The 26,130-nt window shown below is 74.1% G+C and carries 24 protein-coding genes; 8 read left to right on the top strand and 16 right to left on the bottom strand.

From position 1 onward, the window contains the following. Positions 1 to 32 precede the first annotated feature (32 nt). A complete protein-coding gene (locus TK50_RS08775) occupies positions 33 to 749 on the top strand; it encodes a class I SAM-dependent methyltransferase (protein ID WP_052503666.1) in 717 nt (238 codons plus the stop codon). 209 nt (positions 750 to 958) lie between these two features. Here TK50_RS08775 and TK50_RS08770 read toward each other — a convergent pair whose 3' ends face one another. From TK50_RS08770 to TK50_RS08735, 8 genes are all read right to left on the bottom strand, one after another. Continuing rightward, positions 959 to 2,104, bottom strand: coding sequence for a cellulose binding domain-containing protein (locus tag TK50_RS08770; protein WP_043962282.1), 1,146 nt, complete (start codon positions 2,102 to 2,104; stop codon positions 959 to 961). A gap of 193 nt (positions 2,105 to 2,297) precedes the next feature. Then, entirely contained in the window at positions 2,298 to 2,723 is a 426-nt protein-coding gene (gene arfB / locus TK50_RS08765) for an alternative ribosome rescue aminoacyl-tRNA hydrolase ArfB (protein ID WP_043962281.1), read from the bottom strand. Positions 2,724 to 2,732: 9 nt separating this feature from the next. Beyond that, complete coding sequence (locus tag TK50_RS08760; RefSeq protein ID WP_043962280.1) at positions 2,733 to 3,038, bottom strand: hypothetical protein; 306 nt, start codon at positions 3,036 to 3,038, stop codon at positions 2,733 to 2,735. 109 nt (positions 3,039 to 3,147) lie between these two features. Next, positions 3,148 to 4,011: a S1C family serine protease gene (locus TK50_RS08755; protein WP_043962279.1), complete on the bottom strand. Its 864-nt coding sequence runs from the start codon at positions 4,009 to 4,011 to the stop codon at positions 3,148 to 3,150. A 72-nt stretch (positions 4,012 to 4,083) separates the two neighbouring features. After that, a complete protein-coding gene (locus TK50_RS08750; RefSeq protein ID WP_043962278.1) occupies positions 4,084 to 5,043 on the bottom strand; it encodes a VWA domain-containing protein in 960 nt (319 codons plus the stop codon). Further along, a complete protein-coding gene (locus TK50_RS08745) occupies positions 5,040 to 6,056 on the bottom strand; it encodes a DUF58 domain-containing protein (protein ID WP_043962276.1) in 1,017 nt (338 codons plus the stop codon). The genes TK50_RS08750 and TK50_RS08745 overlap by 4 nt, the downstream gene beginning before the upstream one ends. A gap of 65 nt (positions 6,057 to 6,121) precedes the next feature. Then, positions 6,122 to 7,171: an AAA family ATPase gene (locus tag TK50_RS08740; RefSeq protein WP_043962275.1), complete on the bottom strand. Its 1,050-nt coding sequence runs from the start codon at positions 7,169 to 7,171 to the stop codon at positions 6,122 to 6,124. A 168-nt stretch (positions 7,172 to 7,339) separates the two neighbouring features. Further along, positions 7,340 to 7,870, bottom strand: coding sequence for a hypothetical protein (locus TK50_RS08735; RefSeq protein ID WP_043962274.1), 531 nt, complete (start codon positions 7,868 to 7,870; stop codon positions 7,340 to 7,342). Between the two features lie 399 nt (positions 7,871 to 8,269). On the opposite strand from TK50_RS08735, the gene TK50_RS08730 reads away from it, so the two are divergent. After that, entirely contained in the window at positions 8,270 to 9,217 is a 948-nt protein-coding gene (locus TK50_RS08730) for an endonuclease/exonuclease/phosphatase family protein (RefSeq protein ID WP_043964131.1), read from the top strand. A 6-nt stretch (positions 9,218 to 9,223) separates the two neighbouring features. Here TK50_RS08730 and cimA read toward each other — a convergent pair whose 3' ends face one another. Then, a complete protein-coding gene (cimA, locus tag TK50_RS08725; protein ID WP_043962273.1) occupies positions 9,224 to 10,807 on the bottom strand; it encodes a citramalate synthase in 1,584 nt (527 codons plus the stop codon). A 372-nt stretch (positions 10,808 to 11,179) separates the two neighbouring features. On the opposite strand from cimA, the gene TK50_RS08720 reads away from it, so the two are divergent. The 4 genes from TK50_RS08720 (at position 11,180) to TK50_RS08705 (ending at position 13,674) form a co-directional block, all read left to right on the top strand. Further along, positions 11,180 to 11,740, top strand: a complete 561-nt coding sequence (locus TK50_RS08720; RefSeq protein ID WP_043962272.1) for a peroxiredoxin — start codon at positions 11,180 to 11,182, stop codon at positions 11,738 to 11,740. A gap of 2 nt (positions 11,741 to 11,742) precedes the next feature. Beyond that, positions 11,743 to 12,273 (top strand): alkylhydroperoxidase, AhpD family, encoded by a 531-nt coding sequence (gene ahpD, locus TK50_RS08715; protein WP_043962271.1) that lies wholly within the window; start codon positions 11,743 to 11,745, stop codon positions 12,271 to 12,273. A 143-nt stretch (positions 12,274 to 12,416) separates the two neighbouring features. Further along, positions 12,417 to 12,875 (top strand): hypothetical protein, encoded by a 459-nt coding sequence (locus tag TK50_RS08710; RefSeq protein ID WP_043962270.1) that lies wholly within the window; start codon positions 12,417 to 12,419, stop codon positions 12,873 to 12,875. Positions 12,876 to 12,933: 58 nt separating this feature from the next. Further along, the gene (locus TK50_RS08705) at positions 12,934 to 13,674 is read left to right on the top strand and encodes a tyrosine-protein phosphatase (RefSeq protein WP_043964129.1); all 741 of its coding nucleotides are present in this window, start codon (positions 12,934 to 12,936) and stop codon (positions 13,672 to 13,674) included. Between the two features lie 91 nt (positions 13,675 to 13,765). Here the strand turns inward: TK50_RS08705 and TK50_RS08700 are convergent, their stop codons facing one another. Together TK50_RS08700 and TK50_RS08695 are read right to left on the bottom strand one after the other, a co-directional pair. Next, positions 13,766 to 14,860 carry a branched-chain amino acid aminotransferase gene (locus TK50_RS08700; protein ID WP_043962269.1) on the bottom strand — a complete coding sequence of 365 codons (1,095 nt, stop codon included), beginning with the start codon at positions 14,858 to 14,860 and terminating at the stop codon, positions 13,766 to 13,768. Positions 14,861 to 15,033: 173 nt separating this feature from the next. After that, on the bottom strand, positions 15,034 to 16,065 hold the full coding sequence (locus tag TK50_RS08695; protein ID WP_043962268.1) for a 3-isopropylmalate dehydrogenase: 1,032 nt from the start codon (positions 16,063 to 16,065) through the stop codon (positions 15,034 to 15,036). Positions 16,066 to 16,291: 226 nt separating this feature from the next. On the opposite strand from TK50_RS08695, the gene TK50_RS08690 reads away from it, so the two are divergent. After that, on the top strand, positions 16,292 to 17,167 hold the full coding sequence (locus tag TK50_RS08690; RefSeq protein ID WP_043962267.1) for an FAD:protein FMN transferase: 876 nt from the start codon (positions 16,292 to 16,294) through the stop codon (positions 17,165 to 17,167). A 408-nt stretch (positions 17,168 to 17,575) separates the two neighbouring features. Further along, entirely contained in the window at positions 17,576 to 17,932 is a 357-nt protein-coding gene (locus TK50_RS08685) for a hypothetical protein (protein ID WP_199485989.1), read from the top strand. 129 nt (positions 17,933 to 18,061) lie between these two features. Here the strand turns inward: TK50_RS08685 and serA are convergent, their stop codons facing one another. The 5 genes from serA to TK50_RS08660 all read right to left on the bottom strand — a co-directional run bounded on the left by serA (position 18,062) and on the right by TK50_RS08660 (position 26,036). Continuing rightward, positions 18,062 to 19,660 (bottom strand): phosphoglycerate dehydrogenase, encoded by a 1,599-nt coding sequence (serA, locus tag TK50_RS08680; RefSeq protein WP_043962265.1) that lies wholly within the window; start codon positions 19,658 to 19,660, stop codon positions 18,062 to 18,064. A gap of 266 nt (positions 19,661 to 19,926) precedes the next feature. Then, positions 19,927 to 20,940, bottom strand: a complete 1,014-nt coding sequence (ilvC, locus tag TK50_RS08675; protein ID WP_043962264.1) for a ketol-acid reductoisomerase — start codon at positions 20,938 to 20,940, stop codon at positions 19,927 to 19,929. A gap of 69 nt (positions 20,941 to 21,009) precedes the next feature. Next, a complete protein-coding gene (gene ilvN / locus TK50_RS08670) occupies positions 21,010 to 21,525 on the bottom strand; it encodes an acetolactate synthase small subunit (RefSeq protein ID WP_043962263.1) in 516 nt (171 codons plus the stop codon). A gap of 2 nt (positions 21,526 to 21,527) precedes the next feature. Further along, positions 21,528 to 23,408 (bottom strand): acetolactate synthase large subunit, encoded by a 1,881-nt coding sequence (locus TK50_RS08665; RefSeq protein ID WP_043962262.1) that lies wholly within the window; start codon positions 23,406 to 23,408, stop codon positions 21,528 to 21,530. A gap of 192 nt (positions 23,409 to 23,600) precedes the next feature. After that, positions 23,601 to 26,036, bottom strand: a complete 2,436-nt coding sequence (locus tag TK50_RS08660; protein ID WP_043964126.1) for a putative bifunctional diguanylate cyclase/phosphodiesterase — start codon at positions 26,034 to 26,036, stop codon at positions 23,601 to 23,603. Positions 26,037 to 26,130: the final 94 nt, after the last annotated feature.

The following is a 26,130-nucleotide window of genomic DNA, read 5'->3' as shown; positions in this document are numbered from 1 at the left end:
TGTACACGCGAGGCCGAGGAAACGGGAGCACCATGACCAGACGATCACTCGCCGGGCGGGCGCGGGGCCTGATCCTGCGCACCGCGCCCGGCATTCCGCGCTCCCGCCGCGAGGCGCGGACGTCGTTGGAGGCCCTGGCCACCCTGCGCGGGCAGGGCTGGCACCGGTCCGTGGGGGCAGCACCCGTCGACGGCGAAGGCCGGCCGCTGCCCTGGCTCAGCTACTCCGCCGTGCGGTGGCTGGACGAGGTGCTGCACCCCGGCGTGCGGGTGTTCGAGTACGGCTCGGGGTCGTCTACGTCCTGGTTCGCCCGGCCCGGCCGGGTCGGCGAGATCGTCTCCGTGGAGCACGACGCGGCCTGGTTCGCCCAGCTCCCCCAGCCGGCCAACGGGGAGATCCGGCACGTGCCCTGCGCCGACGGCTGGTGGGACGGCTCGGCGGACTCCCCGTACGTGACGGCGATCGCCGACGGGGCCCCCTGGGACGTGGTGGTGATCGACGGCGCCTCCCGCACCGTCTGCGCCCGGGTCGCGCCGAAGTACCTGGCCCCGTCCGGCATGGTGGTCCTCGACGACACGGACCTGGCGACGACCGACCCGGCGGCGGCGGAGCTGGCCGCCCACGGCCTCGGCCGGCTCGACCTGTGGGGCTTCAAGCCCGGCGTCCAGCGGATGACCTGCACCTCGGTCTTCAGCTGGGACTTCAACCACTGGCTGCTGCCGGGGCCGGCGCACCACCACACCCGCTGACGGCGGGCCGGCGGCGCCGCGCGCCGACCTCCACCGACCGCCCCATCCACACCCACACCCACCCACCACTTCTCCGCCCTTTGCTCTGCACCCGCGGGCGCAGCGGTCACCGACGGTGACTGTTGCGTATCAAGGTGCAGAGCAAAGGGACGGAAACGAAGGGTGGCGGCGGCGGGGCGGTCAGCCCGAGCGCGCGGCCCGGCCGAGGATCAGGACGTGGCGCAGCTCGTCTGCGGCACCGGGTTGCTGGAGCCGGCGCTGGCGAGGAACCCGAAGGTCGCCTCGGCACCGGGGGCGAGGCCGCCGTTCCAGCCCACGTTCCGCGCGGTGACCGCGGTTCCACTCTGCGTCACGTCGGCGTTCCACGCCTGGTTGATCCGCTGGCCGTCGGCGTAGCCGAACCGGACCGTCCAGCCGCCCAGCGCGGCGGTGCCCGTGTTGCGCACGGTCACCTCGCCCTGGAAGCCGCCCTGCCACTGCCCGACGATCCGGTAGACGGCCGTGCACCCGCCGCCGGGGTTCGAGGTCGGGGTGACCGGCGGCGACAACGTCGGCGTGACGGACGGGGTGGGCGTCGGCGTGGCCGTGGGGGTCGCGCTGGGGGTGGCCGTGGGAGTCGCCGTGGGAGTGGTGCCGGTCAGCGCGGCGACCACCGCCGGGTACCAGCGGTCCGACATCTTCTGGTCACCGGCGGCGTTCGGGTGCACCCCGTCGTAGGTGTCGGCGGCGGTGCTGAAGCCCGTCCACTGGTCGACGACCACGATCGGCGACTGCGCGGTGGTCTTGCCCGCCGCCCAGCCGTCGATCGCGCTGTTGAGCGCCACCACCCGCTGCCCGCACTCGGCGCAGCTCGCGGGGGCCATCGGAATGATCTTCGCGACGATCACCCGCATCGCCGGGTTGCTGGCCCGCATCTGGTCGACCAGCTTGGAGTACGCGGCCAGGATGGTCGCCGGGGCGATGTTGCTCCACACGTCGTTGGTGCCGAAGTGCATGAGCACGACGTCCGGGTCGGTGGCGGAGAGCCAGCCGGGCAGCAGGTTCTGGTTGGCGACATTCGTCACCAGGTACCCGCCGTGGCCCTCGTTGTCGCCGTCGTACGGCTGGCCGCAGCCCTGCGGGCCGAGGGTGCCGACGAAGTCGACGTTCGTGTGGCCGGTGGACTGGAGGCGGTTCCAGAGGATGGAGCGCCAGCAGCCGGGCGAGCCGGTGATGGAGTCGCCGAGGGGCATGACGCGCACCGGGTCGGCGGCGGCCGGCAGGGCGGGCGGCGCGGCGACGAGCCCGAGCAGCAGCGTCAGCGGCACGGCCGCCAGGGCGGCGAGGAAGGCGGAGAGGAAGGGCTTTCGGGGCATGGCGGAGGAACTCCTGTCACGTGGCGTCGTACGCGGTCGGTGACGGCCCTGTTGCTCCCGGAGCCATTCCAGCAGACCCGGGCGTCGCGCTCAACCGCCTCCCACGTTCCGCCCCGAGCCGCCACGGCACGGACGGAGCCGCCACGGCACGGACGGAGCCGCCACGGCACGGACGCCGCAGCGCGCGGCGCGGTCAGTCGCCGTCGACCCGGCGGTCGCGCTTGCGCTGCGCCTGGCGCTTCTTGTCGGCGAGGCGGCGTTCCTTCGCGCCCCGCGACGGGCGGGTCGGGCGGCGCGGCGGGGGCGGCGGGGCGACCGCCTCGCGCAGCAGGGCCGCCATCCGCTCCCGGGCCGCCTCCCGGTTGGCGAGTTGGGCCCGGTGCTCGCTGGCGGCGATGGTGAGCACCCCGTCGACGAGCCGGCCGGCCAGGCGGTCGAGGGCCCGGGCGCGCAACGGCTCGGGCAGGCTCGGTGAGCCGGCGACGTCGAAGCTCAGCTCCACCCGCGAGTCGGTGGTGTTGACGCCCTGCCCGCCCGGGCCCGACGAGCGGGAGAAGCGTTCCCGAAGCTCGGCGGCCGGCACCACCAGCCGGTCGGTCACCCGCAGTCCGTCGTCCACGTGAGCAGGCTAGCGCCCCGCCCGGGCACCGTGCGTGGCCGTGGGGGTCGCCGAGGGGCCCGGCGCCGGTCCCGCGCGGTCGTCACCGGAGCCGGCGGCGTACGCGACCGCACCGACGAGCAGCAGCGCGATCACGCCGACCTTCGTGGTGACGGCCCGGATCAGCCCGAAGGCGGCGCGGCGCGCGCCCGGGACGGTGTTGCGCGCGGTGCGGTAGTCGGCCCATCCGCGGCGGGCCCGCGCGTACGCCGACCCGACGCCGCATCCGACGAGGAGGCCCACCACCAGCAGGGCCGCGATGACTTCTCGCTCCATCCTCGCGAGTATCCATACTCAGCGTGATATTTCCATGGGCCGATGATCCCACGCCCAATATCTGCCAATTCTCCCCTCCGCGCCGCCCGGGAGCGCGGCCCGGCCCAGGTCAGCCGCCCTTTCCGATGATCGCGTCGGCGCTCTGCTGCACCTGCTCGATCGGGATGGCGAAGCCGATGCCGATCGAGCCGCTGCCGTCGATGGTGGCGATGGCGGTGTTCACCCCGACCACCTCACCTCGGGCGTTGACCAGCGGGCCGCCGGAGTTGCCCGGATTGATGGACGCGTCGGTCTGCACGGCGCGGTGCCGGTTCGTGCCGAGGCGTACCTGACGGTCGAGCGCGCTGACGATACCCGCGGTGACGGTCCCGGCCAGCCCGAGCGGGGACCCGACCGCGAGCACCGGCTCGCCGACCCGGGTGGCGCCCGGCTTGGCCAGCGGCAGCGGGGCCAGGCCGGCGTCCGGCGGCACCCGCAGCACGGCCAGGTCGCTGCCGGGCTCCCGGCCGACGACCTCGGCGGCGAACCGTCGGCCGTCCGGCAGTTCCACCGTCACCGCCCCGCCGCCCCCCTTGGCGAGGATGTGGTCGTTGGTGATCAGGTGCTGCTGGTCGTCGATGGCGAACCCGGACCCGGTCGCCGAGCTTCCGGCGGCCCCGCCCACCAGCACCGACACCACCCCCGGCACGGTGCGCTCGGCCGCGGTCACCAGCTCCGCCGGCACCGGCGCGGCCGACGCCGCCTCCGGGCCCGGCACGTCGGGTGAGTCGGCGACCCAGGCGCCGGCCGCCGCACCGGACAGGGTGGACAGCGCCACCACCCCGGCGGCGGCCAGCAGCCGGCCCTGCCAGCTCCGCCGCCGGTCGGCCCCGCCCCCACCGGGTACGTCCCGACGGCCACGCCCGTCGGGGTCGAGCTCGGGCGAGACGAACCACGGCCCGCGCGGCTCGCCCAGTCCGGTCTGTACTGCCATCCGCTGCTCCTCACGTCCACGTCTGTCGGGGAGGTCCGGCCGGCTCGGGCCGGCCGGTGGGGGCCGCCGCGTTCAGGGCAGCCGGGAGAACCACCGCATCGATCCCGCCGCGGCGCCCATGGCCAGCACCAGGCCCAGCCCGATGAACCGGGCGGAGACGTCCTGCCGCTGGGTGCGGTAGCCGACGGAGGTGCCGATGTCGTCGTAGACCGCCCGCAGTTCCTCGCGGCTGGTCGCCTCGTGGAAGCCGCCGCCGGTGGAGTCGGCGACCGCCTTCAGGGTCTGCCCGTCCACCGGCACCTGGATGGGCCGCCCGCCCCGGTCGACGAACCCGGACGGCGTGCCGAACGAGATGGTGTGCACCGGCACCTTCGCGTCGACGGCCTCGGCGGCGGCCTCCATCGGGTCCATGCCGGAGGTGTTCGCGCCGTCGGAGAGCAGGATGATCCGGGCTGGCGGCAGGTCCTTCGCGGCCTGGCTGTCCAGTGCCCGCACCGCGCCGAGGGAGGTGTTGATCGCCTCCCCGATGGCGGTGCCCTGCACGCCGGTGCTGCCCTCGGCGAGGCGTTCGATGCCGTCGTGCAGGGCCTCCCGGTCCGTGCCGGGCGGCACCAGCACGGCGGCGCTGCCGGCGAACGCGACCAGACCGACGTTGAACTCTTCGGGCAGGCCGTCGACGAAGCGCCGGGCCGCGTCCTTGGCGGCGCTGAGCCGGTCCGGTTCCACGTCGGAGGCGAGCATCGAGGTGGACACGTCGACCGCCACCATGACGGTGGCCCGTTCCCGGGGCACCCGCACCTCGGCGCTGGGCCGGGCGAAGCCCACCACCAGCAGCGCCAGCATGGCCAGGAACAGGCCGGCCGGCACGTGCCGCCGCCACGCGGGGCGGTGCGGGGCCACCCGGTCGAGCAGCCGCAGGTTGGTGAAGCGGACCGCGTACCGGCTGTGGCGGCGCTGGGCGAGCAGGTAGCCGACGGCGAGCGCGGCGACCCCGAGCAGCAGCCAGAGCCGCAGGGGCGACTGCCAGGTCACGCGGCACCTCCCGACAGCGCGCCGGGGCGGGCCGTCCGGCCGGTGCCGCTGGCCGCCGGGGCCAGGGCGAGCCGGCGCTGGGCGTGCACGTGCCGGACGATGTCGGCGCACCAGTCGCGGTCGGTGCGCAGCGGCAGGTGGGCCGCCCCGCACCGGCGCAGCACCTGGCGGATCTGGTCGCGCTGGGCGAGGGCCGCCTCGGCGTACCGCTCGCGCAGCCGGCGGTCGCCGGTGAAGACCTCCCGCCGGCGGCCGGTCTCCGGGTCGACCAGGGTGATCAGGCCGACGTCCGGCAGTTCCAGCTCGCGCGGGTCGGTCACCTCCACGGCGAGCACCTGGTGCCGGACGGCGAGCCGGCGCAGCGCCGCCTCCCAGGGCGGCGGGTCGGCCGGGTCGTCCGGTAGCCCGTCGAGGAGGTCGGAGACCACCACGACGAGGCCGCGCCGGGTGGCGGCCCGGCCCACGGCGACCAGCCCGTCGGCGAGGCCGGGCGCGGCGGGCGGGCCGGCGGCCGGGTCGGTCGCGGCGGCGCGCGGCGCGGCCAGCAGGGCCCGCAGCAGACCGAGCAGGTGGGTACGCCCGCCCCGGGCGGGGAACCGGCGCAGCCCGGGCGCGCCGAGCAGTTGCGCGCCGAGCCGGTTGCCCGAGCCAGCCGTGAGGAAGCCGACCGCCGCCACGGCGGCCACCGCCAGCTCGCGCTTGTCCAGCTCGGCGGTGCCGAACTCCATGCTGGGGCTGGCGTCGACCAGCAGCCAGGTGGTCAGCTCCCGGTCGGCGTCGACCTCGCGGACGTGCGGGACGGTGGTGCGGGCGGTGACCGCCCAGTCCATCCGGCGCACCTCGTCCTCGCCGGGCCGGTACTCGCGGCTGCCGGCGACCTCGCTGCCGGGCCCGGGCAGCAGGCCCCGGTGCTCGCCGTGCAGCAGCCCGTCGAGGCGGCGGGTGACGGTCAGCTCCAGTCGGCGCAGCCGCCGGTCCGGCGCGAGGTCGGCCAGGGTCGGGTCCGGCGGCACCGGCCCCGATCCCCCGGCGGCACGCGCTCCCCCGGCGGAGCCGGCGGGCGGGGCGGCCGGGCCCCTCACGCCGCCGCCAGGTCGGTGGCGTATCCGGTGTGGTGGGCGGCGACCCGGGGCGGGGGCACGGCGGCGACCAGCCGGTGGACCACCGCCTCGGCGGCGACCCCGTCGGCGACCGCGTCGAAGGAGAGCACCAGCCGGTGGGCCAGGACGTCGACCGCCAGTTCCCGGACGTCCTCGGGCAGCACGTGGTCGCGGCCCCGCAGCAGCGCCTGGGCGCGGGCGGCGGCGACCAGGCCGAGGGTGGCCCGAGGGCTCGCCCCGTACGCCAGCAGCGGCGCGATCTCGGGCAGCCCGAACCGGCCCGGGTCCCGGGTGGCCAGGATCAGCCGGACGACGTACTCGGCGATGGCGTGGTGGACGAACACGTCGCCGGCCCGCCGCTGGAGCGCGCGCAGCCGCTCGGGGTCGAGGACCCGGCGCGGGGTGGGCCGGTCGGTACTCATCCGGTAGAGGATGGCCAGTTCGTCGGCGTCCCCGGGGTAGTCGACGACGATCTTCATGAGGAACCGGTCCCGCTGCGCCTCGGGGAGCTGGTAGACCCCCTCCGACTCGATCGGGTTCTGGGTGGCCAGCACCAGGAACGGCGTGGGGACCGGAAAGGCGCGCCCGCCGATGGAGACCTGCCGCTCGGCCATCGCCTCCAGCAGCGCGGACTGCACCTTCGCCGGGGCCCGGTTGATCTCGTCGGCGAGCACGAGGTTGGCCATGATCGGGCCGAGTTCGACGTCGAAGCTCTCCTTCGACGCCCGGTAGATGCGGGTGCCGACGATGTCGGAGGGGACCAGGTCCGGGGTGAACTGGATCCGGGAGAAGGTCCCGCCGACCACGGTCGCGAGGGTCTGCGCGGCGAGGGTCTTCGCCACGCCGGGGACCCCTTCCAGGAGGCAGTGGCCGCCGGCGACGAGGGCGGTGAGCAGGCGCTCGACGAGCCGATCCTGCCCGACGATCACGCGTTTGACCTCGAAGAGGGTCTGTTCCAGCTCGACGCCGCTCGGATCGGGATCGACCGCGGTGGGCAGGCTGGCCAGGGTGTCCGAGATGTCCGTCACGGTGCTTGCTTCCCGTGCCGGCACCCGGGCAAACGTCGGAATTCGAGCACCTTACCGGGCCGAACCGGGACGAGGACCGTCATCCGCCACCGAAGGCCGCAGGGGGCGCGGACGGCGCGAGGGTGCCGGCCCCGTCGCCGGGACCGGCACCCTCGTCCCGCGTACGGGTCAGGGAGTGAACACGGCCAGGTGGAACGGCCGGTCGGCCGGAGCGCCGGTGGAGTCGTACGTCTGCACGAAGACCCCGTTCGGCGTGGCCAGCCGCGGCGCGACCGAGATCTCGCCGGCCGGCGGGATGCAGCACGAGTCCGTGGTGCCGATCGTGGCCACGAAGGCAGCGCTGGTCAGGCTGCGGTTGAAGATGACCTGGTACTGGCCGGGGCCGTACTTGGTCGCGGAGACGGCGTCCCGCGAGCGGAGCAGGGTGCCGGCGCTGCTGACGACGGCGAAGGACGTGGAGCCGTTGACGTAGGACGGGCTCACCCCCTTCTTCATCGCCGCCTTGGCCGCCGCCGCCTCGGCCACCGTCGGCTGCGGCTGTCCGGACGGCGCGGCGGCGCGTTCGCCCGGCTGCCCGGACTGGGCCGCGGGCCTGGCCGCCGTGGTGGTCTGGGCGGCGGCGATCCCGCCGCCGGCCAGCGTCAGCACCAGCGCGCCGAACGTGACCGCGACCGCCCTACGGGAAATGATTCTTGCCATGACAGGTCCCCCTTGTTGACCGTGTCGACACGACCGACTCGCGAAACAACGAGCCGGTTTTATCCGAGCCTGCCAACACCGCAAAATTGTCGCCTGAGCGACCGCCGCCAAGCCGGCTGGAGAAGCACCCACACCCGCCTTGAGCAGCCAATATTGCCGTGCACATCGAGGCTGGAACCAGGTGGAAAGTAGCACCGGCAAAAGCGCGTGGTCAATGGCAGACGGCGGCGTTTCAGACTGTTTCAGCCCGCCCCCCGAATTGCGAAACATGAACGCTCGACAATTCATGATGGGGCCTCCCCGGCGCGGGTGGCGTCGCCGGTCGAGCACTGCCGCTACGGTGTCGACGTGCTCACCTACGCCGACACCCGCGCCCGCCCGGCCGGTCGCGCCGCCCGGATCCGGACCTGGCTGTGCTGGCTCGCGGTGACCCCCGGGCTGGTGTGGGCGGCGGTACGCCTGCCCGGCCTCGAACGGGGGCCGGCGGTGCAGGCGGTCGCCTTCACCCCGTACGTCGCGGCCTGGACGCCCGTGCCGCTGCTGCTCGCGCTCGCCCTGCGGCGCCGCTGGCCGGCGGCGGTCGCGGCCCTGGTCGCGGTGGCGCTGATCGCCGTGGTCGCGCCCCGGGCCGTGCCGTCGGCGCAGCCGCGGGCCGGCGGGCCGACGCTGCGGGTGCTCACCGCCAACCTGCTGGCCGGCGCCGCCGACGCCGGCACCGTGGTCGGCCTGGTGCGCGACCTGCGGGTCGACGTGCTGGCCGTGCAGGAGTTCACCCCGGGCGCGGCGGCCGAGCTGGACCGGCTCGGCCTGGCCGGGCTGCTGCCGCACCGGCAGCTCAACCCGCAGGTCGGCACCGTCGGCTCGGGGCTCTACGCCCGCTTCCCCATCGCCGGGGGCGGCATCCGGCAGCACCGCGGCGGCTGGGGCTTCACCCAGGCGTACGGGACGCTCACCCCGCCGGGCGGGCCGCCGGTGCGGGTCGAGTCGGTCCACCCGGCGGCCCCGTACGCGCTGGACCAGGTCGGGTTCTGGCGCACCGACCTGGCGGCGCAGCCGCCGGCCACCCCCGACGCGGGGCTGTCGATCCTCGCCGGGGACTTCAACGCCACCCTCGACCACGCCCCGCTGCGCGACCTGCTCGCCACGGGGTACGCCGACGCGGCCGACGCCACCGGCGCCGGGCTCGTCGGCACCTGGGGCCCGTACGACGGCGACCCGATCCCGCCGGTGACGATCGACCACGTGCTGGTGGACCGGCGGATCGCCGTCCGGTCCGTGTCGGTGCGCGCGGTGCCGGGCAGCGACCACCGCGCGGTCCTCGCCGAGCTGCGCCTGCCCGCCGCCTGAGCCGCCCTACACGTGGGCGCGGTCCAGGCCGTAGGTGAGGGCGTCGACGAGGGCGTGCCAGGACGCCTCCACCACGTTGGGGTGCACGCCGACGGTGGTCCAGTCGCGGCCCGCCCCGTCGGCGGTCTCCACCAGCACCCGGGTCACCGCGCCGGTGCCGTGGCTGCCCTCCAGGATGCGCACCTTGTAGTCGGCCAGCTCGAAGTCGCGCAGCTCCGGGTAGTGCCGGGACAGGCCGACCCGCAGCGCCTCGTCGAGCGCGTTGACCGGCCCGTTGCCCTCGGCCGTGGCGATCAGCCGCTCGCCGCGTACCCGGATCTTGACGGTGGCCTCGGAGACCACCGAGCCGTCCTCCCGGTGCTCGACCAGCACCCGATACGACTCCAGGGCGAACGGTCGGACCGGGGCGGCGTCGGGCAGCTCGGAGCGGACCAGCAGCTCGAACGAGGCGTCGGCGGCCTCGAAGGACCAGCCGCCGGCCTCCAGCTCCTTGACCCGCCGGGTCACCCGGGACAGGGTCTCCGGATGGCCGGCCAGGTCCAGGCCCAGCTCGCGGCTCTTCAGCTCGACGCTGGCCCGGCCGGCCATCTCGGTGATCAGGATCCGCATGTCGTTGCCCACCACGGTCGGGTCGACGTGGTTGTAGAGCAGCGGATCCACCTTGATCGCGCTCGCGTGCAGCCCCGCCTTGTGGGCGAAGGCGGCGGCCCCGGCGTACGCCTGGTGGGTGTCGGGGGCGATGTTGGCGATCTCGGCGATGGCGTGGGAGACCCGCACCATCTGCTCCAGGCAGCCCTCCGGTAGGACCGGCAGCCCGAGCTTGAGCTGGAGGTTGGCGGCGACGGCGAAGATGTCGGCGTTGCCGGGGCGCTCGCCGTAGCCGTTTGCGGTGCCCTGCACGTGGCGCACGCCGGCCTCGACGGCGGCGATGGTGTTGGCCACCGCGCAGGCGGTGTCGTTCTGGGCGTGCATGCCCAGGCGGGCAGGGTCGACGCCGGTGCGGGCGGTCAGGTCGGCGATCGCCGCGCTCACGTGGGAGGGCAGCATGCCGCCGTTGGTGTCGCAGAGCACCATCACCTCGGCGCCGGCGGCCAGCGCGGTCTGCACGACCTCCGCGCCGTACGCGGGGTCGTGCCGGTAGCCGTCGAAGAAGTGCTCGCCGTCGACGAAGACCCGCCTCCCCTCGGCGACGAGGTGGCGCACCGTGTCCCGGATCATCGCCAGGTTCTCCTGCGCGGTGGTGCGCAGCGCCCGCTCGACGTGCCGCAGGTCGGCCTTGGCCACCAGCGCGACGGCCGGGGTCTGCGCGTCGAGCAGCGCCCGCACCTGCGGGTCGTCGGCGACGGCGACGCCGGCCTTGCGGGTGGCCCCGAACGCCACGAGCAGGGCGTGTTTCAGGTCGAGTTCGGTGCGGGCCCGGCGGAAGAACTCGGTGTCCTTGGGCACCGCGCCCGGCCAGCCGCCCTCGATGAAGCCCACGCCGAACTCGTCGAGCAGTCGGGCCACGGCGAGCTTGTCGACCACCGAGTAGGTGAGCCCCTCGCGCTGGGCACCGTCGCGCAGCGTCGTGTCGTACAGCTGGAACGTCATGGAGAGTCCTTTCGGGCGCGGGCGGGACGGGTGGGGTGGCGGAGGGGGACCAACAAAAAGACCCCCCGCGGATGCGGGAGGTCTGCGCGCTCGGCGAGTCGGTTGCCGGGCGCGCTAGTTGCCAATAATGACGACGGTGCTGGTCACGGTCGCCACTCTGCCACCCGCACCCGGGTTTCGGGAGGAACAATCCACATGCCGGGACGGTCACGGAGGGTGGCCATACCGCAGGTGGCGTCGACCGCGGGGCGAAACGCGCCGCTGGTGATCGACTTCACAAGTCATCCGGCCGCTATCGAGCCGAAACACCGCTGCGGCAGTATCTGGAACCGATCAAGTTACCGGCCCCGTGCCGCTGTCAAGGAGGACCCCGTGCTCACTGTCGGTGACCGCTTCCCCGAGTACGAACTGACCGCCTGCGTCTCGCTGGACGCCGACCGGGCGTTCGAGTCGATCAACCACAAGTCGTACGAGGGCAAGTGGCGCGTCGTCTTCTTCTGGCCGAAGGACTTCACGTTCATCTGCCCGACGGAGATCGCCGAGTTCGGTCGGCTCAACGGCGAGTTCGCCGACCGGGACGCCCAGGTGCTCGGCGTGTCGGTGGACAACGAGTTCGTCCACTACGCCTGGCGCAAGGACCACCCCGACCTGCGTGAGCTGCCGTTCCCGATGCTCAGCGACATCAAGCGCGAGCTGACCGACGCCTGCGGCGTGCTCGGCGCCGACGGAGTGGCCCAGCGGGCCACCTTCATCGTCGACCCGGACAACGAGATCCAGTTCGCCATGGTGACCGCCGGCTCCGTCGGCCGCAACGTCTCCGAGGTGCTGCGCGTGCTCGACGCCCTGCAGACCGACGAGCTGTGCCCCTGCAACTGGAACAAGGGCGGCGACACCCTCGACGCCACCAAGCTGCTCGCCGGCGCCGGGGCCTGACGATGGGCCTCGACGCGATCAAGGCGGCCCTGCCCGAGTACGCCAAGGACATCAAGCTCAACCTGGGCTCCACCGTCGGCGCCACCACCCTCAAGCCGGAGCAGGCGTGGGGCACGGCGCTGGCCTGCGCCGTCGCCGCCCGCAACCCGGTCGTGCTGCGGGAGATCGCCGCCGAGGCGGCCACCCACCTCACCGCCGAGGCGGTCGAGGCGGCCAAGGGCGCCGCGACGATCATGGCGATGAACAACGTCTACTACCGGGCCAAGCACCTCATCGGCGACGAGAACTACGCGTCGATGCCGGCCCGGCTGCGGATGCAGATCATCGCGCGGCCGGGCGTGGAGAAGGGCGACTTCGAGCTGTGGTGCCTCGCCGTCTCGGCGATCACCGGCTGCGGGGTCTGCCTGGAGTCGCACGAGAAGACCCTGCGCGCCGCCGGGTTCACCCGGGAGCAGGTGCACGAGGGGCTGCGCATCGCCGCCGTCGTGCACGCCGCCGCCGTGGCCCTCGACGCGCAGGCCGCGCTCGCCTGAGCCGTACGCCCGGGGACACCCGCCGGCGCCGCATCCCCGCGGCCCCGGCGGGTGTCCGCGTGTAGGCGGCCCGGGGCCCGGGTAGGTGGTTGTCCGGAGACGACCCCTCCGAGACGACCACGACGGTCGGGGCAGGAGCACCCATGGACAGGCTCGACCCGCACGCCGCCACCGGCACGCCCGACCCGATGCGGCACGGCGACCAGGGCGCGATCGCCGGCGGCGCCCCCGCCGGGGCGTTCGACCCGTGGAGCTACCGCGACCGGCCCTCGGTCGCCGACGCCGACCTCGTCGGCTACCACGTCGAGGCCACCGACGGCGGCATCGGCAAGATCGACAGCGCGAGCCACGAGGTCGGCGGCAGCTACCTGGTGGTCGACACCGGCCCCTGGATCTTCGGCAGGAAGGTCATGCTGCCCGCCGGCACGGTCAACCACGTCGACCACGACGCCCGCACCGTGTTCGTCGACCGGGAGCGCGACCAGATCAAGGCCGCCCCCGAGTACGACGAGGACAGCCACGGCGACCCGGCGTTCCGCGACCGGCTCGGCGGCTACTACGACGAGAGCTACGGCAACCTGCCCCCGGGCACCGCGCGCTGAACGCCGTCCACCGTAACGGCCGGTGGGGTTCCGGCCCACCGACCGTTACGGTGTCAGCGTGGACGCGACCGAGGACAAGCGCAGGATCCCCTTCACCGCCCTGTTCAACTTCCGCGACGTCGGCGGCTACCCGGCCGACGACGGGCACGCGGTCCGCTGGGGGCGGCTCTACCGCTCCGACTCCCCGCACCGCATCGACGGCCCCGACCGGGAGGCGTTCGCCGCCCTCGGCGTGCGCACCGTGATCGACCTGCGCCGCCCGACCGAGGTGGCCCGGGACGGCCGGGTCCCGGAGCTGCCCGGGCTCGCCTACCGGCACATCCACCCCGAGCACGCCGACTGGGCGGAGGCCCAGTACGAGCCCGGTACGAGCCTCGCCCGCTTCCTCGCCGACCGGTACGCCGACCTCGCCGGCACCGGCGCGGCCGGGCTCGCCGAGGCGGTCGGGCTGATCGCCGACAGCGCCGCCGAGCCGGTCGTCGTGCACTGCGTGGCCGGCAAGGACCGCACCGGCATCGTCTGCGCGCTGACCCTGTCGGCGCTGGGCGTGAGCGACGCCGACATCGCGGCCGACTACGCGCTGAGCACCGAGGCGTCGCAGCGGTTCAGCGCCTGGGTGGCCGCCACCATGCCGGACGCCCGGGACCTGCCGGCGCCCTATCTGGCCTCGCCCGCCGAGGCGATGACGCTGTTCCTGGCCGAGCTGCGGGAGGGGCACGGCTCGGCGGAGGGCTACCTGCGGCACGCCGGCGTCACCGACGCCCAGCTCGCCGCACTCCGCGCGCACCTGCTGGAGTGAGCCGGACCGGCCGGCCGCCCCGCCCAGCCCGGCCTGGTTAAGAAGGGCCCCTCCGCTACGCCAATCGTCAAGAAGGGGCCCTTCCTTGCACCTACAGGCGGGTCACCCAGCCGTGCTCGTCGGCGGCCCGGCCGCGCTGGATGTCGACGAGCCGCTGCTGCAACGCCGTGGTCACCGGGCCCTGCCCGCCGTCGGCGACGAGGAACTCGCCGTCGGGGTACTTGACCCGGCCGATCGGCGTGATCACCGCCGCCGTGCCGCAGGCGAACGCCTCGCGCAGCCGGCCGCTGGCCGCGTCGGCCTCCCAGTCGGCGAAGCTGACCGGCCGCTCCTCGACCCGGTGGCCGGCCTCGGCGGCCAGGGTGAGCAGCGCGTCCCGGGTGATGCCGGGCAGGATGGTGCCGGTCAGCGGCGGGGTGACGAGGGTGTCGTCGTCGTAGACGAAGAAGACGTTCATCCCGCCCAGCTCGTCGACGTAGCGGCGCTCCACCGCGTCGAGGAAGACGACCTGGTCGCAGCCGGCCTCGATCGCCTCGGCCTGGGCGGCGAGCGAGGCGGCGTAGTTGCCGCCGCACTTGGCCGCGCCGGTGCCGCCGGGGGCGGCGCGGGTGTAGTCCGGCGAGACCCAGACCGTGACCGGCTTGACCCCGCCCGAGAAGTACGACCCGGCCGGGGAGGCGATCACCACGTAGAGGTATTCGTTGGACGGCCGGACGCCGAGGAAGACCTCGCTGGCGATCATGAACGGGCGCAGGTAGAGGCTGGCCCCGTCGCCCTCGGGGATCCAGTCCCGGTCGATGTCGACGAGCCGGCGCAGCGAGTCGACGAACAGCTCCGGCGGCAGCTCCGGCATCGCCATCCGGCGGGCCGAGTCGACGAACCGGGCGGCGTTGGCCTCCGGCCGGAACATGGTGATCGACCCGTCGGCGAGCCGGTAGGCCTTCAGCCCCTCGAAGATCTCCTGTGCGTAGTGCAGCACGGCGGAGGCCGGGTCCATCGGGATCGGCCCGCGCGCCTCGACCCGGGCGTCGTACCAGCCCTTGCCCTCGGCGTACCGGATCGTGACCATGTGGTCGGTGAAGACGCGGCCGAACCCCGGGGCCGCGAGCAGGGCCGCCCGTTCGACGGCGGATACCGGCGTGGGATTCGGACGGATCTCGAAGTCGAGCATGTCACCACCGCTCATCGCGCGTGCCTCCCTGGGGAACGACGGCGCGCGGGACCGCACGCCGGAGGAAAGTGCTGCCAGAAACCTACCCCGAACGCTCGTTCAGCGGGTAGCGCCAACCGACGGGCGGTGGCTTCTGACAGGGGTGCCGGCGGTGCCGGCCGCCGGGTGCGCGACGGCTACCCGGTCGTTCAGGCCACCGCGTAGCCGGCGAGCCGGTCGCCTACCTCGGCGGTGCGCAACGGTACGCCCGCGCCACGGTTGGCCAGCTCCGTGCCGACGGCGGCGGTGACCCGGGCGGCGGCCTCGGCGTGCCCGAGCTGGTCGAGCAGCAGGGCGGCGGAGAGCACGGCGGCGACCGGGTCGGCGACGCCCTGGCCGGCGATGTCCGGCGCGGAGCCGTGCACCGGCTCGAACATCGACGGGTACGCCCCGGACGGGTTGATGCAGCCGCTGGCGGCCAGCCCGATGCCGCCGGTGACGGCGGCGGCGATGTCGGTGAGGATGTCGCCGAAGAGGTTGTCGGTGACCACCACGTCGTAGCGCTGGGGCTGGGTGACGAGGAACATCGCGGCGGCGTCGACGTGCTGGTATTCCGTGGCGACGTCGGGGTGCTCGGCGGCCACGGCCTCGAAGGCGCGGGCCCACAGCGACCCGGCGTGGGTCAGCACGTTGGTCTTGTGCACCAGGGTCACCTTGCGCCGCTCGCGGCGCGACGCCCGGGCGAACGCGTCGCGGATGACCCGCTCCACGCCGTGCCGGGTGTTCAGGCTCTCCTCGGTGGCCACCTCGGCCGGGGTGTCCCGGTGCAGGGAGCCGCCCGCCCCGGCGTAGAGCCCCTCGGTGCCCTCGCGGACCACGACCAGGTCGACCTCGCCGGGCTTGACGTTGGCCAGCGGGCCGGCCACGCCGGGCCACAGCCGCGAGGGGCGCAGGTTGACGTACTGGTCGAAGGCGAAGCGGAGCTTGAGCAGCAGGCCCCGCTCCAGCACGCCCGGCGGGACGGTCGGGTCGCCGACGGCCCCGAGCAGGATCGCGTCGTGCCCGGCCAGCTCGGTCAGCACCGAGTCCGGCAGCACCTCGCCGGTGCGGTGGTAGCGGGCCGCGCCGAGGTCGTAGGCGGTGGTCTCCACCCCGGGGAGCACGGCGTCGACGACCTTGAGGGCCTGCGCGACCACCTCGGGTCCGATTCCGTCACCGGCCACCACCGCGATGCGTGCCACGTCCTCAGCTCCCTCGCCTCGTCGTCTTCGCCCAACGGTACGGCCCCGTCCCGCCTCCCGGTACGAGCCTTCCACAATTCGGGAAAGCGGAATGCACAGCAGGCTCCCAGGTGGGATTCATGGTGCGGTCAACTTCCCTGCATAGGGTCGGTGGCGAACGGGTCACGGGGGCCCGGACGGGTGGTCGCCGCGGTGCTGCGGCGCCGTCAGCGAAGGAGCGGCAGCGATGCGCATCGACGAGCAACCCCGGCAGCGCTGGGTCGACCAGCAGCCGCGCACCCGCTGGGTCGACCAGTCCGCCTTCGCCAGCCGCCGCCCCGACCTGCGGCTGGGCACCCGCAGCCACCGCCTCGACGCCGCTGGCGGCACCGCCGTCGACCGGATCGCCGTGCAGCACACCGTCCGGACCGGGACCGCCGAATACTCGCTGCTGCTCAACGCCCCGAGCTGGCTGGGCCGGCGCGGGGTCGGCGAGGCGCTGGCCGACGCCGTCGCCGAGCTGCGCGCCGTCGACCTCACCTACGGTCCGACCCGCCCCGACAGCCTGGTCTCGCGGCTGCGCCGGGGAGAGATCAGCCCCGAGTCGTACGCGCCGCTGGCCGACCTGGTCGACCGGTGCGCCGCGATGCGGGCGGCCACCGACGGCTGGTTCGACGCGTGGGCGGTGCCCGGCGGCTTCGACCCGAGCGGCCTGCTCGGCGGCTGGGCGGTGGAGCGGGCCGCGGCCCGGCTGCGCGCCGCCGGCATCCACGACTACGCCGTGCTCACCGGCGCCGACCTCGTCGTACGCGGCCACGCCCCGCACGGCGGGCCGTGGCGGGTGGCGGTGCACCACCCGACCGACCCCCGACGCGCCCCGCTGGCGCTGGAGATGACGGCCGGCGCGGTGGGGACCTCCGGGGTGACCGGCCGCCGGGGACACGTGGTCGACCCGCACACCGGGGAGCCGGCCGACCAGCTCGACGCCGCCACCGTGATCGGCCCGGACCTGGCGGTGGCCGACGCCTACGCCACCGCGCTCTACGCCGCCGGCCCGGCGGGGCTGGCCTGGTTCCGCAACGGATCGGACTACCGGGCGCTGTTCGCCCACCGCCGGCGCTGAGGCCATCGGGGCCATCGAAGCCACTGCGGCGGCTGGGGCCTGAGCCCGCCGCCGCAACCGACCCGCGCCACCCGCACCGGCCGGCCTTCGCATCCCGGCCGCCGGGTGGTCGGCGATCGGCCCCCACGGTCTCGGCAACGACCGTGGGGGCCGATCAGCGACGAGTGCGCGTGGCTCGCGCAATCGAGGGGTGCGGGACCGGCCGGGCCCGAGGTCAGACCACGCCACCCGAAGACGGGCCGACGACCGAACTCAGCCAGTGACCGCACGAGTACGCTAGCGAATCGACGCAACTCGACGCAAGAGTCTCCACAGCGGACCGTCTCCGGGGGACGGTCGGAAGATTCGCGGTTGACCTGCGGTGGGGTCGCGGTGACTTCCCGGCCACAAGATGGCACGCTGTCCGCCGTGAGTTTCGATCTGAGCGTGTGGGCCCTCCCGGACGGGGCCACGCCCGCGGACGTGCGGGCAGCGGTGCAACGGTGCCGGCAGGGGCAGCACGGCGAACGTTACCCGGACCCGCGGGTCGTCGCCTTCTACCGGGCGATCACGGCCAGCTATCCCGACCGGCCGGCCGGCCCGGGTTCACCGTGGGAGGTCGTGCCGCTGCACGCGGCGAACGACCACATCGAGATGAACCTCAACCCCGCCTGCGAGGACCAGGTGCTGCTCGACATCGAGCGGCTGGCCGGCGAGTACAACCTGATGCTCTTCGACTACCAGGACGGTTCGGTCTATCCGCCGCCCGCCCGCACCCGGCGCTGAACCGGCCCGTCCGCCGAACCGACCCGACCCGATCTGACGCGGTACGACACGACGCGGGGCCCGGCCGATTCGGCCGGGCCCCGCGTCGTCCCAGGTGGACCGTGCGCGACGGTCCACGGTGGACGGAGACTACTCGTCGCGCAGGTCGGCGGCGCTGGCCGAGGTCGCGCCGATCGAGTCGGCAGCCGAGGTGAGCAGGTCGGCGCCGAGGGCCTGGTCGACCGTGAGGGTCATCAGGGTCTCGCCGCCGGCCTCCCGGCGGGCCACCTGCATGGCAGCGATGTTGATGCCGGCCTCGCCGAGCAGCGTGCCGACGGTGCCGACCACGCCCGGACGGTCCACGTAGCGCAGGAAGAGCAGGATGCCCTCCGCGCCGATCTCCACGTCGAAGCCGTCCACCTCGGTCAGCTTCAGCACGTCGCGGGCGCCCGCCGCGGCGACCGTGCCGGAGACGCTGACGGTGCGGCCGTCGGGCAGCGCGCCGCGGACCGTCACCAGGGTCGGGTGGTCGGTCGTCTCGGCCTGGCTGGCCAGGTTGACCTCGACGCCCCGCTCGGCGGCGAGGTGCGGCGCGTTGACGTAGGTGACCTGCTCCTCGACCACCGAGCTGAACAGCCCCTTGGTCGCGGCGAGCTTGAGCACCGACACGTCGTGGGCGACGGCCGCGCCGCGCACCTCGACGGTGACGCTGGCGGCCACCCCGCCGGCCACGGCGGTGAACGCCCGACCCAGCTTCTCGGCCAGCGGCAGCAGCGGGCGGATGTCCTCGGCGACGACGCCGCCGGCCTGGACGTTGACCGCGTCCGGCACGAACTCGCCCTGCAGGGCCAGCTTCACGCTCTTGGCCACGGCGAGGCCGGCCTTGTCCTGCGCCTCGGCGGTGGACGCGCCCAGGTGCGGGGTGGCCACCACGTTGTCGAAGGCGAACAGCGGCGAGGAGGTGCACGGCTCCTTGGCGTACACGTCGACGCCCGCGCCGCCGACGCGGCCCTCGGCGATCGCGTCGGCCAGGGCCTGCTCGTCGACCAGCCCGCCCCGGGCGGCGTTGACGATCCGCACGCCCGGCTTGACGATCGCCAGCTCCTTCTCGCCGATCAGGCCCACGGTCTCCGGGGTCTTCGGCAGGTGGATCGAGATGAAGTCGCTCTCCCGCAGCAGCTCCTCCAGCCCGACCAGGCGCACGCCGAGCTGGGCGGCGCGGGCCGGCTGGATGTAGGGGTCGTACGCGATCAGCCGGGTGCCGAAGGCGGCCATCCGGGACGCGAAGAGCACCCCGATGCGGCCGAGGCCGACGACGCCGACGGTCTTGCCCTGCACCTCGACGCCGGTGTACTTGGACCGCTTCCACTCGCCGGCCTTGAGCGCGGCGCTGGCGCTGGCGGTGTTGCGGGCCACGGCGAGCAGCAGCGCGACGGCCTGCTCGGCGGCGGAGACGATGTTGGAGGTGGGGGCGTTGACGACCATGACGCCCCGCGCGGTGGCGGCCGGCACCTCGACGTTGTCCAGGCCCACACCGGCCCGGGCGACCACCTTCAGCCGCGGGGCGGCGGCGATCGCCTCGGCGTCGATCTGCGTGGCGCTGCGCACGATCACCGCGTCGGCCTCGGAGAGCGCGGAGAGCAGGGCCGGGCGGTCGGTGCCGTCGACGTGACGGACGTCGAAGTCGTGGGCGAGCACCTCGATGGCGGCGGGGGCGAGTTCTTCGGCGATCAGTACGACAGGATTCATCGGTCCTCGTAGAGGTCGTATGGCGGTCGGCCGGGGCGACGGGGCGCCGCGCTGCGCCCTGCGCTGGTTCGTGCCATGGCCGTCAGGTGCCGGCTACGCACCTACCCGCGATCGTAGGGCGCGGGCCGCCCGGCGTGCCCCGGACGCTGGGGTGAGTGCCCTCACAAACCCGACATGTCAAGGGTGTTAAGGCTGGGTGAAATGACACGGCGACCCGCCCGACGCCGGGGAGAGCGTCGGGCGGGTCGCCGCGGTGCGGGCAGTGCTCAGGCGGTCTCGGTGATCGGCCGGTCGACCCAGCTCATCATGGACCGCAGCTTCTGGCCGGTCGCCTCGATCGGGTGCGCCGCGCCCTCGGCCCGCCACTTGGCGAAGTTGGGGCGGCCGTTGTCGTCCTCGGCGATCCACTCGCGGGCGAACTCGCCCGACTGCACCTCGGACAGGATCTTGCGCATCTCCTCCTTGACCCGGGCGTCGACGACGCGCGGGCCCCGGGACAGGTCGCCGTACTCGGCGGTGTCGGAGACGCTGTAGCGCATCCGGGCGATGCCGCCCTCGTACATCAGGTCGACGATCAGCTTCAGCTCGTGCAGGCACTCGAAGTAGGCGATCTCCGGGGCGTAGCCCGCCTCGGTGAGCACCTCGAAGCCGGTCTGCACCAGCGCCGCCGCGCCGCCGCAGAGGACCGCCTGCTCGCCGAACAGGTCGGTCTCCGTCTCCTCCTTGAAGGTGGTCTTGATCGCGCCCGCGCGGGTGCCGCCGATGCCCTTGGCGTACGCCAGGGCCAGGGCGAACGCGGTGCCGCTGGCGTCCTGCTCGACGGCGACGAGGCAGGGCACGCCCTTGCCGTCGACGTACTGGCGGCGGACCAGGTGACCCGGGCCCTTCGGGGCGACCATCGCCACGTCCACGTCGGCCGGGGGCTTGATCAGGTCGTACCGGATGTTGAAGCCGTGGCCGAAGAAGAGCGCCTTGCCCGGGGCCAGGTTCGGGGCGATCGCCTCGGTGTAGAGGCCGCGCTGCGCGGTGTCCGGGGCCAGGATCATGATCACGTCGGCCTCGGCCGCGGCCTCCGCCGGGGTGAGCACCCGCAGGCCCTGCTCCTCGGCCTTGGGCCGGCTCTTCGAGCCCGCCGGCAGGCCGATCACCACGTCGACGCCGGAGTCGCGCAGCGACAGCGCGTGGGCGTGGCCCTGGCTGCCGTACCCGATCACCGCGACCTTCTTGGCCTGGATCAGGCCGAGGTCGGCATCGTCGTCGTAGTACACCTCAACGCTCATTGACTTCCCTTTCGTACGGCGGCCCGGGTATGGCCCGTCGTGGCTTGTGCGGTCGGTAGTGGCGGGGAATCAGGCGGCCCGCAGGGCCGGGCCCGCGGTGATCGAGCGCGAGCCGCGCCCGATCGCCACCGTCCCGGACTGGACCATCTCCTTGATTCCGTACGGTTCGAGGTCGCGCAGCAGCGCGTCCAGCTTGTCGGGGGTGCCGGTGGCCTCGATCGTCAGCGTGTCGGGCGCGACGTCGACCACCCGGGCGCGGAACAGGTTGACCGTCTCCAGCACCTGGGAGCGTGCCGCGCGGTCGGCGCGGACCTTGACCAGCAGCAGCTCCCGGGCGACCGAGACCTGCGGGTCCAGCTCGACGATCTTGAGCACGTTGACCAGCTTGTTGAGCTGCTTGGTGACCTGCTCCAGCGGGGACGACTCGGCGTTGACCACGATGGTGATCCGCGAGACGTCCGGGTTCTCGGTCTCGCCGACGGCGAGGCTGTCGATGTTGAAGCCGCGCCGGGAGAACAGCCCGGAGACCCGGGCCAGGACGCCCGGCTTGTTCTCCACCAGCACGGAAAGCGTGTGCATCGTCATAGTTAGATGTCGTCCTCGTCGAAGGCCGGGCGGACGCCGCGGGCGAACATGATCTCGTCGTTGCTGGTGCCGGCGGCGACCATCGGCCACACCATCGCGTCCTTGCCGACCACGAAGTCGATCACGACGGGGGCGTCGTTGATCGCCATCGCGGCCTCGATGGTCTTGTCGACGTCGGCGGCGTTCTCGCAGCGCAGGCCGACGCAGCCGAGGGCCTCGCCGAGCTTGACGAAGTCGGGGATGCGGTGCTTGTGGGTGCCCAGCTCGGTGTTGGAGTAGCGCTCGTTGTAGAACAGCGTCTGCCACTGCCGGACCATGCCGAGGTTGCCGTTGTTGATCACGGCGATCTTGACCGGGATGCCCTCCAGCGCGCAGGTGGCCAGCTCCTGGTTGGTCATCTGGAAGCAGCCGTCGCCGTCGATCGCCCAGACCACCGTGTCCGGCCGCCCGACCTTGGCCCCCATCGCGGCCGGGACCGCGTAGCCCATCGTGCCGAGGCCGCCGGAGTTGAGCCAGGTGCCCGGCTTCTCGTACGAGATGAACTGCGACGCCCACATCTGGTGCTGGCCGACGCCGGCCACGTAGACGGCGTCCGGGCCGGCGATCTTGCCCAGCCGCTCGATCACGTACTGCGGGGAGAGGGTGCCGTCGGCCGGCTCCTCGTAGCCCAGCGGGTAGCGCTCACGCAGGTCGTCGAGCTGGGTCCACCAGTCGCCCAGGTCGGCCGGTCGCCCGGCGGCCCGCTCGGTGGTGACCGCCGCGATCAGCTCCTCGATCACGTGCTTGGCGTCGCCGACGATCGGCACGTCCGCGTGCCGGTTCTTGCCGATCTCGGCCGGGTCGATGTCGGCGTGCACGACCGTCGCGTCCGGTGCGAAGGAGTCCAGCTTGCCGGTGACCCGGTCGTCGAACCGGGCCCCCAGCGCCACGATCAGGTCGGCCTTCTGCAGGCCGTAGACGGCCGCCACGGTGCCGTGCATGCCGGGCATGCCCAGGTGCTGCCGGTGCGAGTCGGGGAACGCCCCGAGCGCCATCAGCGTGGTCACCACCGGGATGCCGGTCAGCTCCGCCAGCCGGCGCAGCCCCTCGGTGGCCCCGGCCTTGAGCACGCCGCCGCCGACGTAGAGCACCGGCCGGCGGGCGCTGGTCATCAGCCGGGCCGCCTCCCGGATCTGCTTGCCGTGCGGGTGCAGGGTCGGCCGGTAGCCGGGCAGGTCCAGCGTCGGCGGCCAGGAGAAGGTGGTCTGCGCCTGGAGGACGTCCTTGGGGATGTCGACCAGCACCGGGCCGGGACGGCCCGTCGAGGCCAGGTGGAACGCCTCGGCGAGCACCCGCGGGATCTCCTCGGCCGTCTGGACCAGGAAGTTGTGCTTGGTGATCGGCAGGGTGATGCCCTGGATGTCGGCCTCCTGGAAGGCGTCCGTGCCGATCGACGGCCGCGCGACCTGGCCGGTGATCGCCACCATCGGCACCGAGTCCATGTACGCGTCGGCGATCGGGGTGACCAGGTTCGTCGCGCCCGGGCCGGAGGTGGCCATGCAGACGCCGACCCGGCCGGTGGCCTGGGCGTAACCGGTGGCGGCGTGGCCGGCGCCCTGCTCGTGCCGGACCAGGATGTGCCGCACCGTGGAGTCGTAGAGCGGGTCGTACGCCGGCAGGATCGCCCCACCCGGGATGCCGAACACGACGTCGACGCCGAGCGCCTCGAGGGACCGCACGAGGGAACCGGCCCCGGAGAGCTGGACCGGCTCGGGCTGCCGTACGGCCGGGGCGGCCGGGACGGCGGCGGCGCGGCCGGTCGCCGCGGCGTCGGTCGCGGGCTCGGCGCCGGCGCGGGCCCGGCGGGCGGAGTGGGCGAGTGTCTCTGGCGTGGGTCTCGTCATTGCGGTTCAGGCCTTCGGCTGGAGTGGCTGGTGCTCTGCAAGCGTGCGACGCGGGCGGGTGCCCGCCCCGATGCGATGGTCCGATGGCAATAAAAACGGCCCTCGTGCAGACATGCACGGGGCCAGCGCACTCTCGACGACGGAGAGTGCGCTCAGGTAAGTACTCGCGGAGACCGGTTCGACGACATGCGGTCAAGCCTGCCGCATCTCACGCGATGAGTCAACTGATCCCACATTTTGGTTAACGGATGTCGGCGCGTCCTGCCCCGACGCGCCGTCGGCACCCGCCGCGAGCTGCGCGGACCCCTCCCAGCCGGCCCGTTGCGCGGGCCCGTCCCAGTCGGCGCGCTGCGCGGGCAGGCGCGCCGGTCGCACCGGGGCCGGCGGGGCAGCCGGTGCCGACACCGGGGTCGGGGTCGGGGAGCGGCGGGCCCCGGGCGAGGTCGCGGCCTCCAGCATCGCCTCCAGGTGCTCTGCGGGCACCCCCCAGCCGAAGAGCGCGCCCTGGCCGAACCGGCAGCCGGCGGCGACCACGGCGGCCAGCTCGGTGGGATTGGTCACCCCCTCGGCGATCACCTCCAGCCCGAGCTGGTGCCCCAGGCGCATCACGATGTCCACCATCGGGGCGAAGGGCGGGCCGTCCGCGCCGGCCGGACGGACCGGCTCGTGCTCGGCCACCAGCCCGTGATCGATCTTGAGAATGTCGATCGGCAGCCGGCGCAGCTGGCCGAGTGACGAATATCCCGCGCCGAAGTCGTCGAGGGCGATCCGGACGCCGGTGCGCCGCAGCGCGGTCAGCCGCCGGATCAGCTCGTCGAGATCGGTGGCGACGGCGTGCTCGGTGACCTCCAGCACCAGCCGCTGCGGCGGCACGTGGTGGGCGCGCAGCGCGTCGGCGACCTGCACCACGTACTCCGGGGCGTGCAGTTCCCGGGGCGAGACGTTCACCGACACCCAGACGTCGTGCCCGTCGGCCAGCCAGCGGGAGAGCTGGTAACACGCCTGGTGCAGCACCCACGCGCCGAGCTTGGCGATCATCCCGCACTCCTCGGCCAGCGGGATGAACTCGTCCGGGCGCACGTGGCCCAGCTCCGGGTGGTGCCAGCGCAGCAGCGCCTCCGCACCCACCGGGCGCACCGAGGGCAGCGACGCCACCGGCTGGAAGACCAGCCGCAGCTCGTCGCGTTCGATCGCCCCGCGCAGCTCGTGCTCCAGCGTGGTGCGGCGGCGCAGCAGCTTGTCGTACGCGCCGTCGTAGTGCTCGATCCGGTTCTTGCCACGCTGCTTGGCATAGCGCAGGGCCAGGTCGGCGTGGCGCAGCAGCAGCTCCGTGTCCGGCTCGTCGGGCAGCCCGGCCACCCCGATGCTCACCGACAGGAAGACCGGCCCGCCCGGCTGGTCGTACGGATCGCCGAGCACCCCCAGCAGCCGCTCGGCGATCCGCCCCGCCTCGGCCGGGCGACCCGGCACGAGCACCGCGAACTCGTCCCCGCCGAGCCGGGCGGCCAGGTCGTCGGGGCGCAGGTTGCCGCGCAGCCGCCGGCCCACCTCCGCCAGCACCTCGTCGCCCACGTCGTGCCCGCGCATGTCGTTGACGTTCTTGAAGCCGTCGAGGTCCAGCCCGAGCAGCACGCACGGGTCACCGGAGCCGGTGGCCTGGTGCAGGGCGCGCAGCAGCCCCCGCCGGTTGGCCAGGCCGGTCAGCGGGTCGGTGTGCGCCAGCTCGCGGAAGTGCGCCTCCCGCTCGGCCAGCCGGCCCGCGTAGCGGCGCACGTCGTGCAGGGCCAGGTATTGCCGGGCCACCAGGGCGAAGCCCTCCAGGCTGCCGGCGACGATGCCCAGCGCGTCGAACCGGCCGCCCTGGAGCAGGTGGTACATCGCGGAGGCGGCCATCGCGCCCATCGGGACGAAGGCGTACGCGCCGTCGGAGCCGATCAGGTCGACGTCGAGCTGCCCCGGCGGGTCGGCCCGGCGCACGACCAGCGCGGCGGTCAACAGCCCCGCCGCGAGCAGCGCGGCGCCGGCAAGCACCATGCCCGGCACGGCCTGGCAGAGCCCGCCGGCGATGCCGAGCCCGCCGGAGGTCACCGCCGTGATCCCGGTGCCGAGCAGGGCCAACCGGCGGCGGGGCCGGGCGGCGCGCAGGAGCACGATCAGGGTGAGCCCGGCGGTGAGCGCGACGCTGACGGTGGCCAGCAGGATCGGCGCGCAGGCCATCGGGGTGGCGGTGCCGAGCAGCCGGGTCGGCTCGGAGAAGAGCACCCAGCCCACGAACCAGAGCGCGGTGGCCATGGTCACGCTGTCGAGGACCAGGCGGGCCGTCGCCGCGCGGGTCACCCCCGCGCCGGGCAGCCGCAGCAGGCCCGCGCCGAAGGCGAGCGCGCTCGCCGCGACCCCGATCGAAACCAGGGTGGCCCAGCCGGTGCGCTGCCCCTGCCGGTGGGCCAGGTGCTCGCCGGTCAGCGCCACGGTCAGCCCGACCGCGAGGCCGGCCACCGCGAAGCCCCCCGCCACGGCGACCAGCCCGGCGGCCCGCCCGCACTGGCGGCCGCCCCGCCGGGCGGAGGCGACCAACAGGGCGGTCGCGCCGGCGGCGACGAGCCCGCTCAGCACCGCGACGGCGATCATGCCCGGGGGGAAGTGCACGCTCCCAACTGTGCCGGATGCCCGCTGTCCGTGGGGGGCCGGGTGTGCATCTGTTGGGACACGGGGCCGCGCCCCG

Origin of the sequence: Micromonospora haikouensis, assembly GCF_000876225.1 — a bacterium.
In the GTDB taxonomy this organism is placed as follows: Bacteria; Actinomycetota; Actinomycetes; order Mycobacteriales; family Micromonosporaceae; genus Micromonospora; species Micromonospora haikouensis.
The sequence above is the reverse complement of the archived record's forward strand: the minus strand, read 5'-3'. Positions and strand labels throughout refer to the sequence as shown.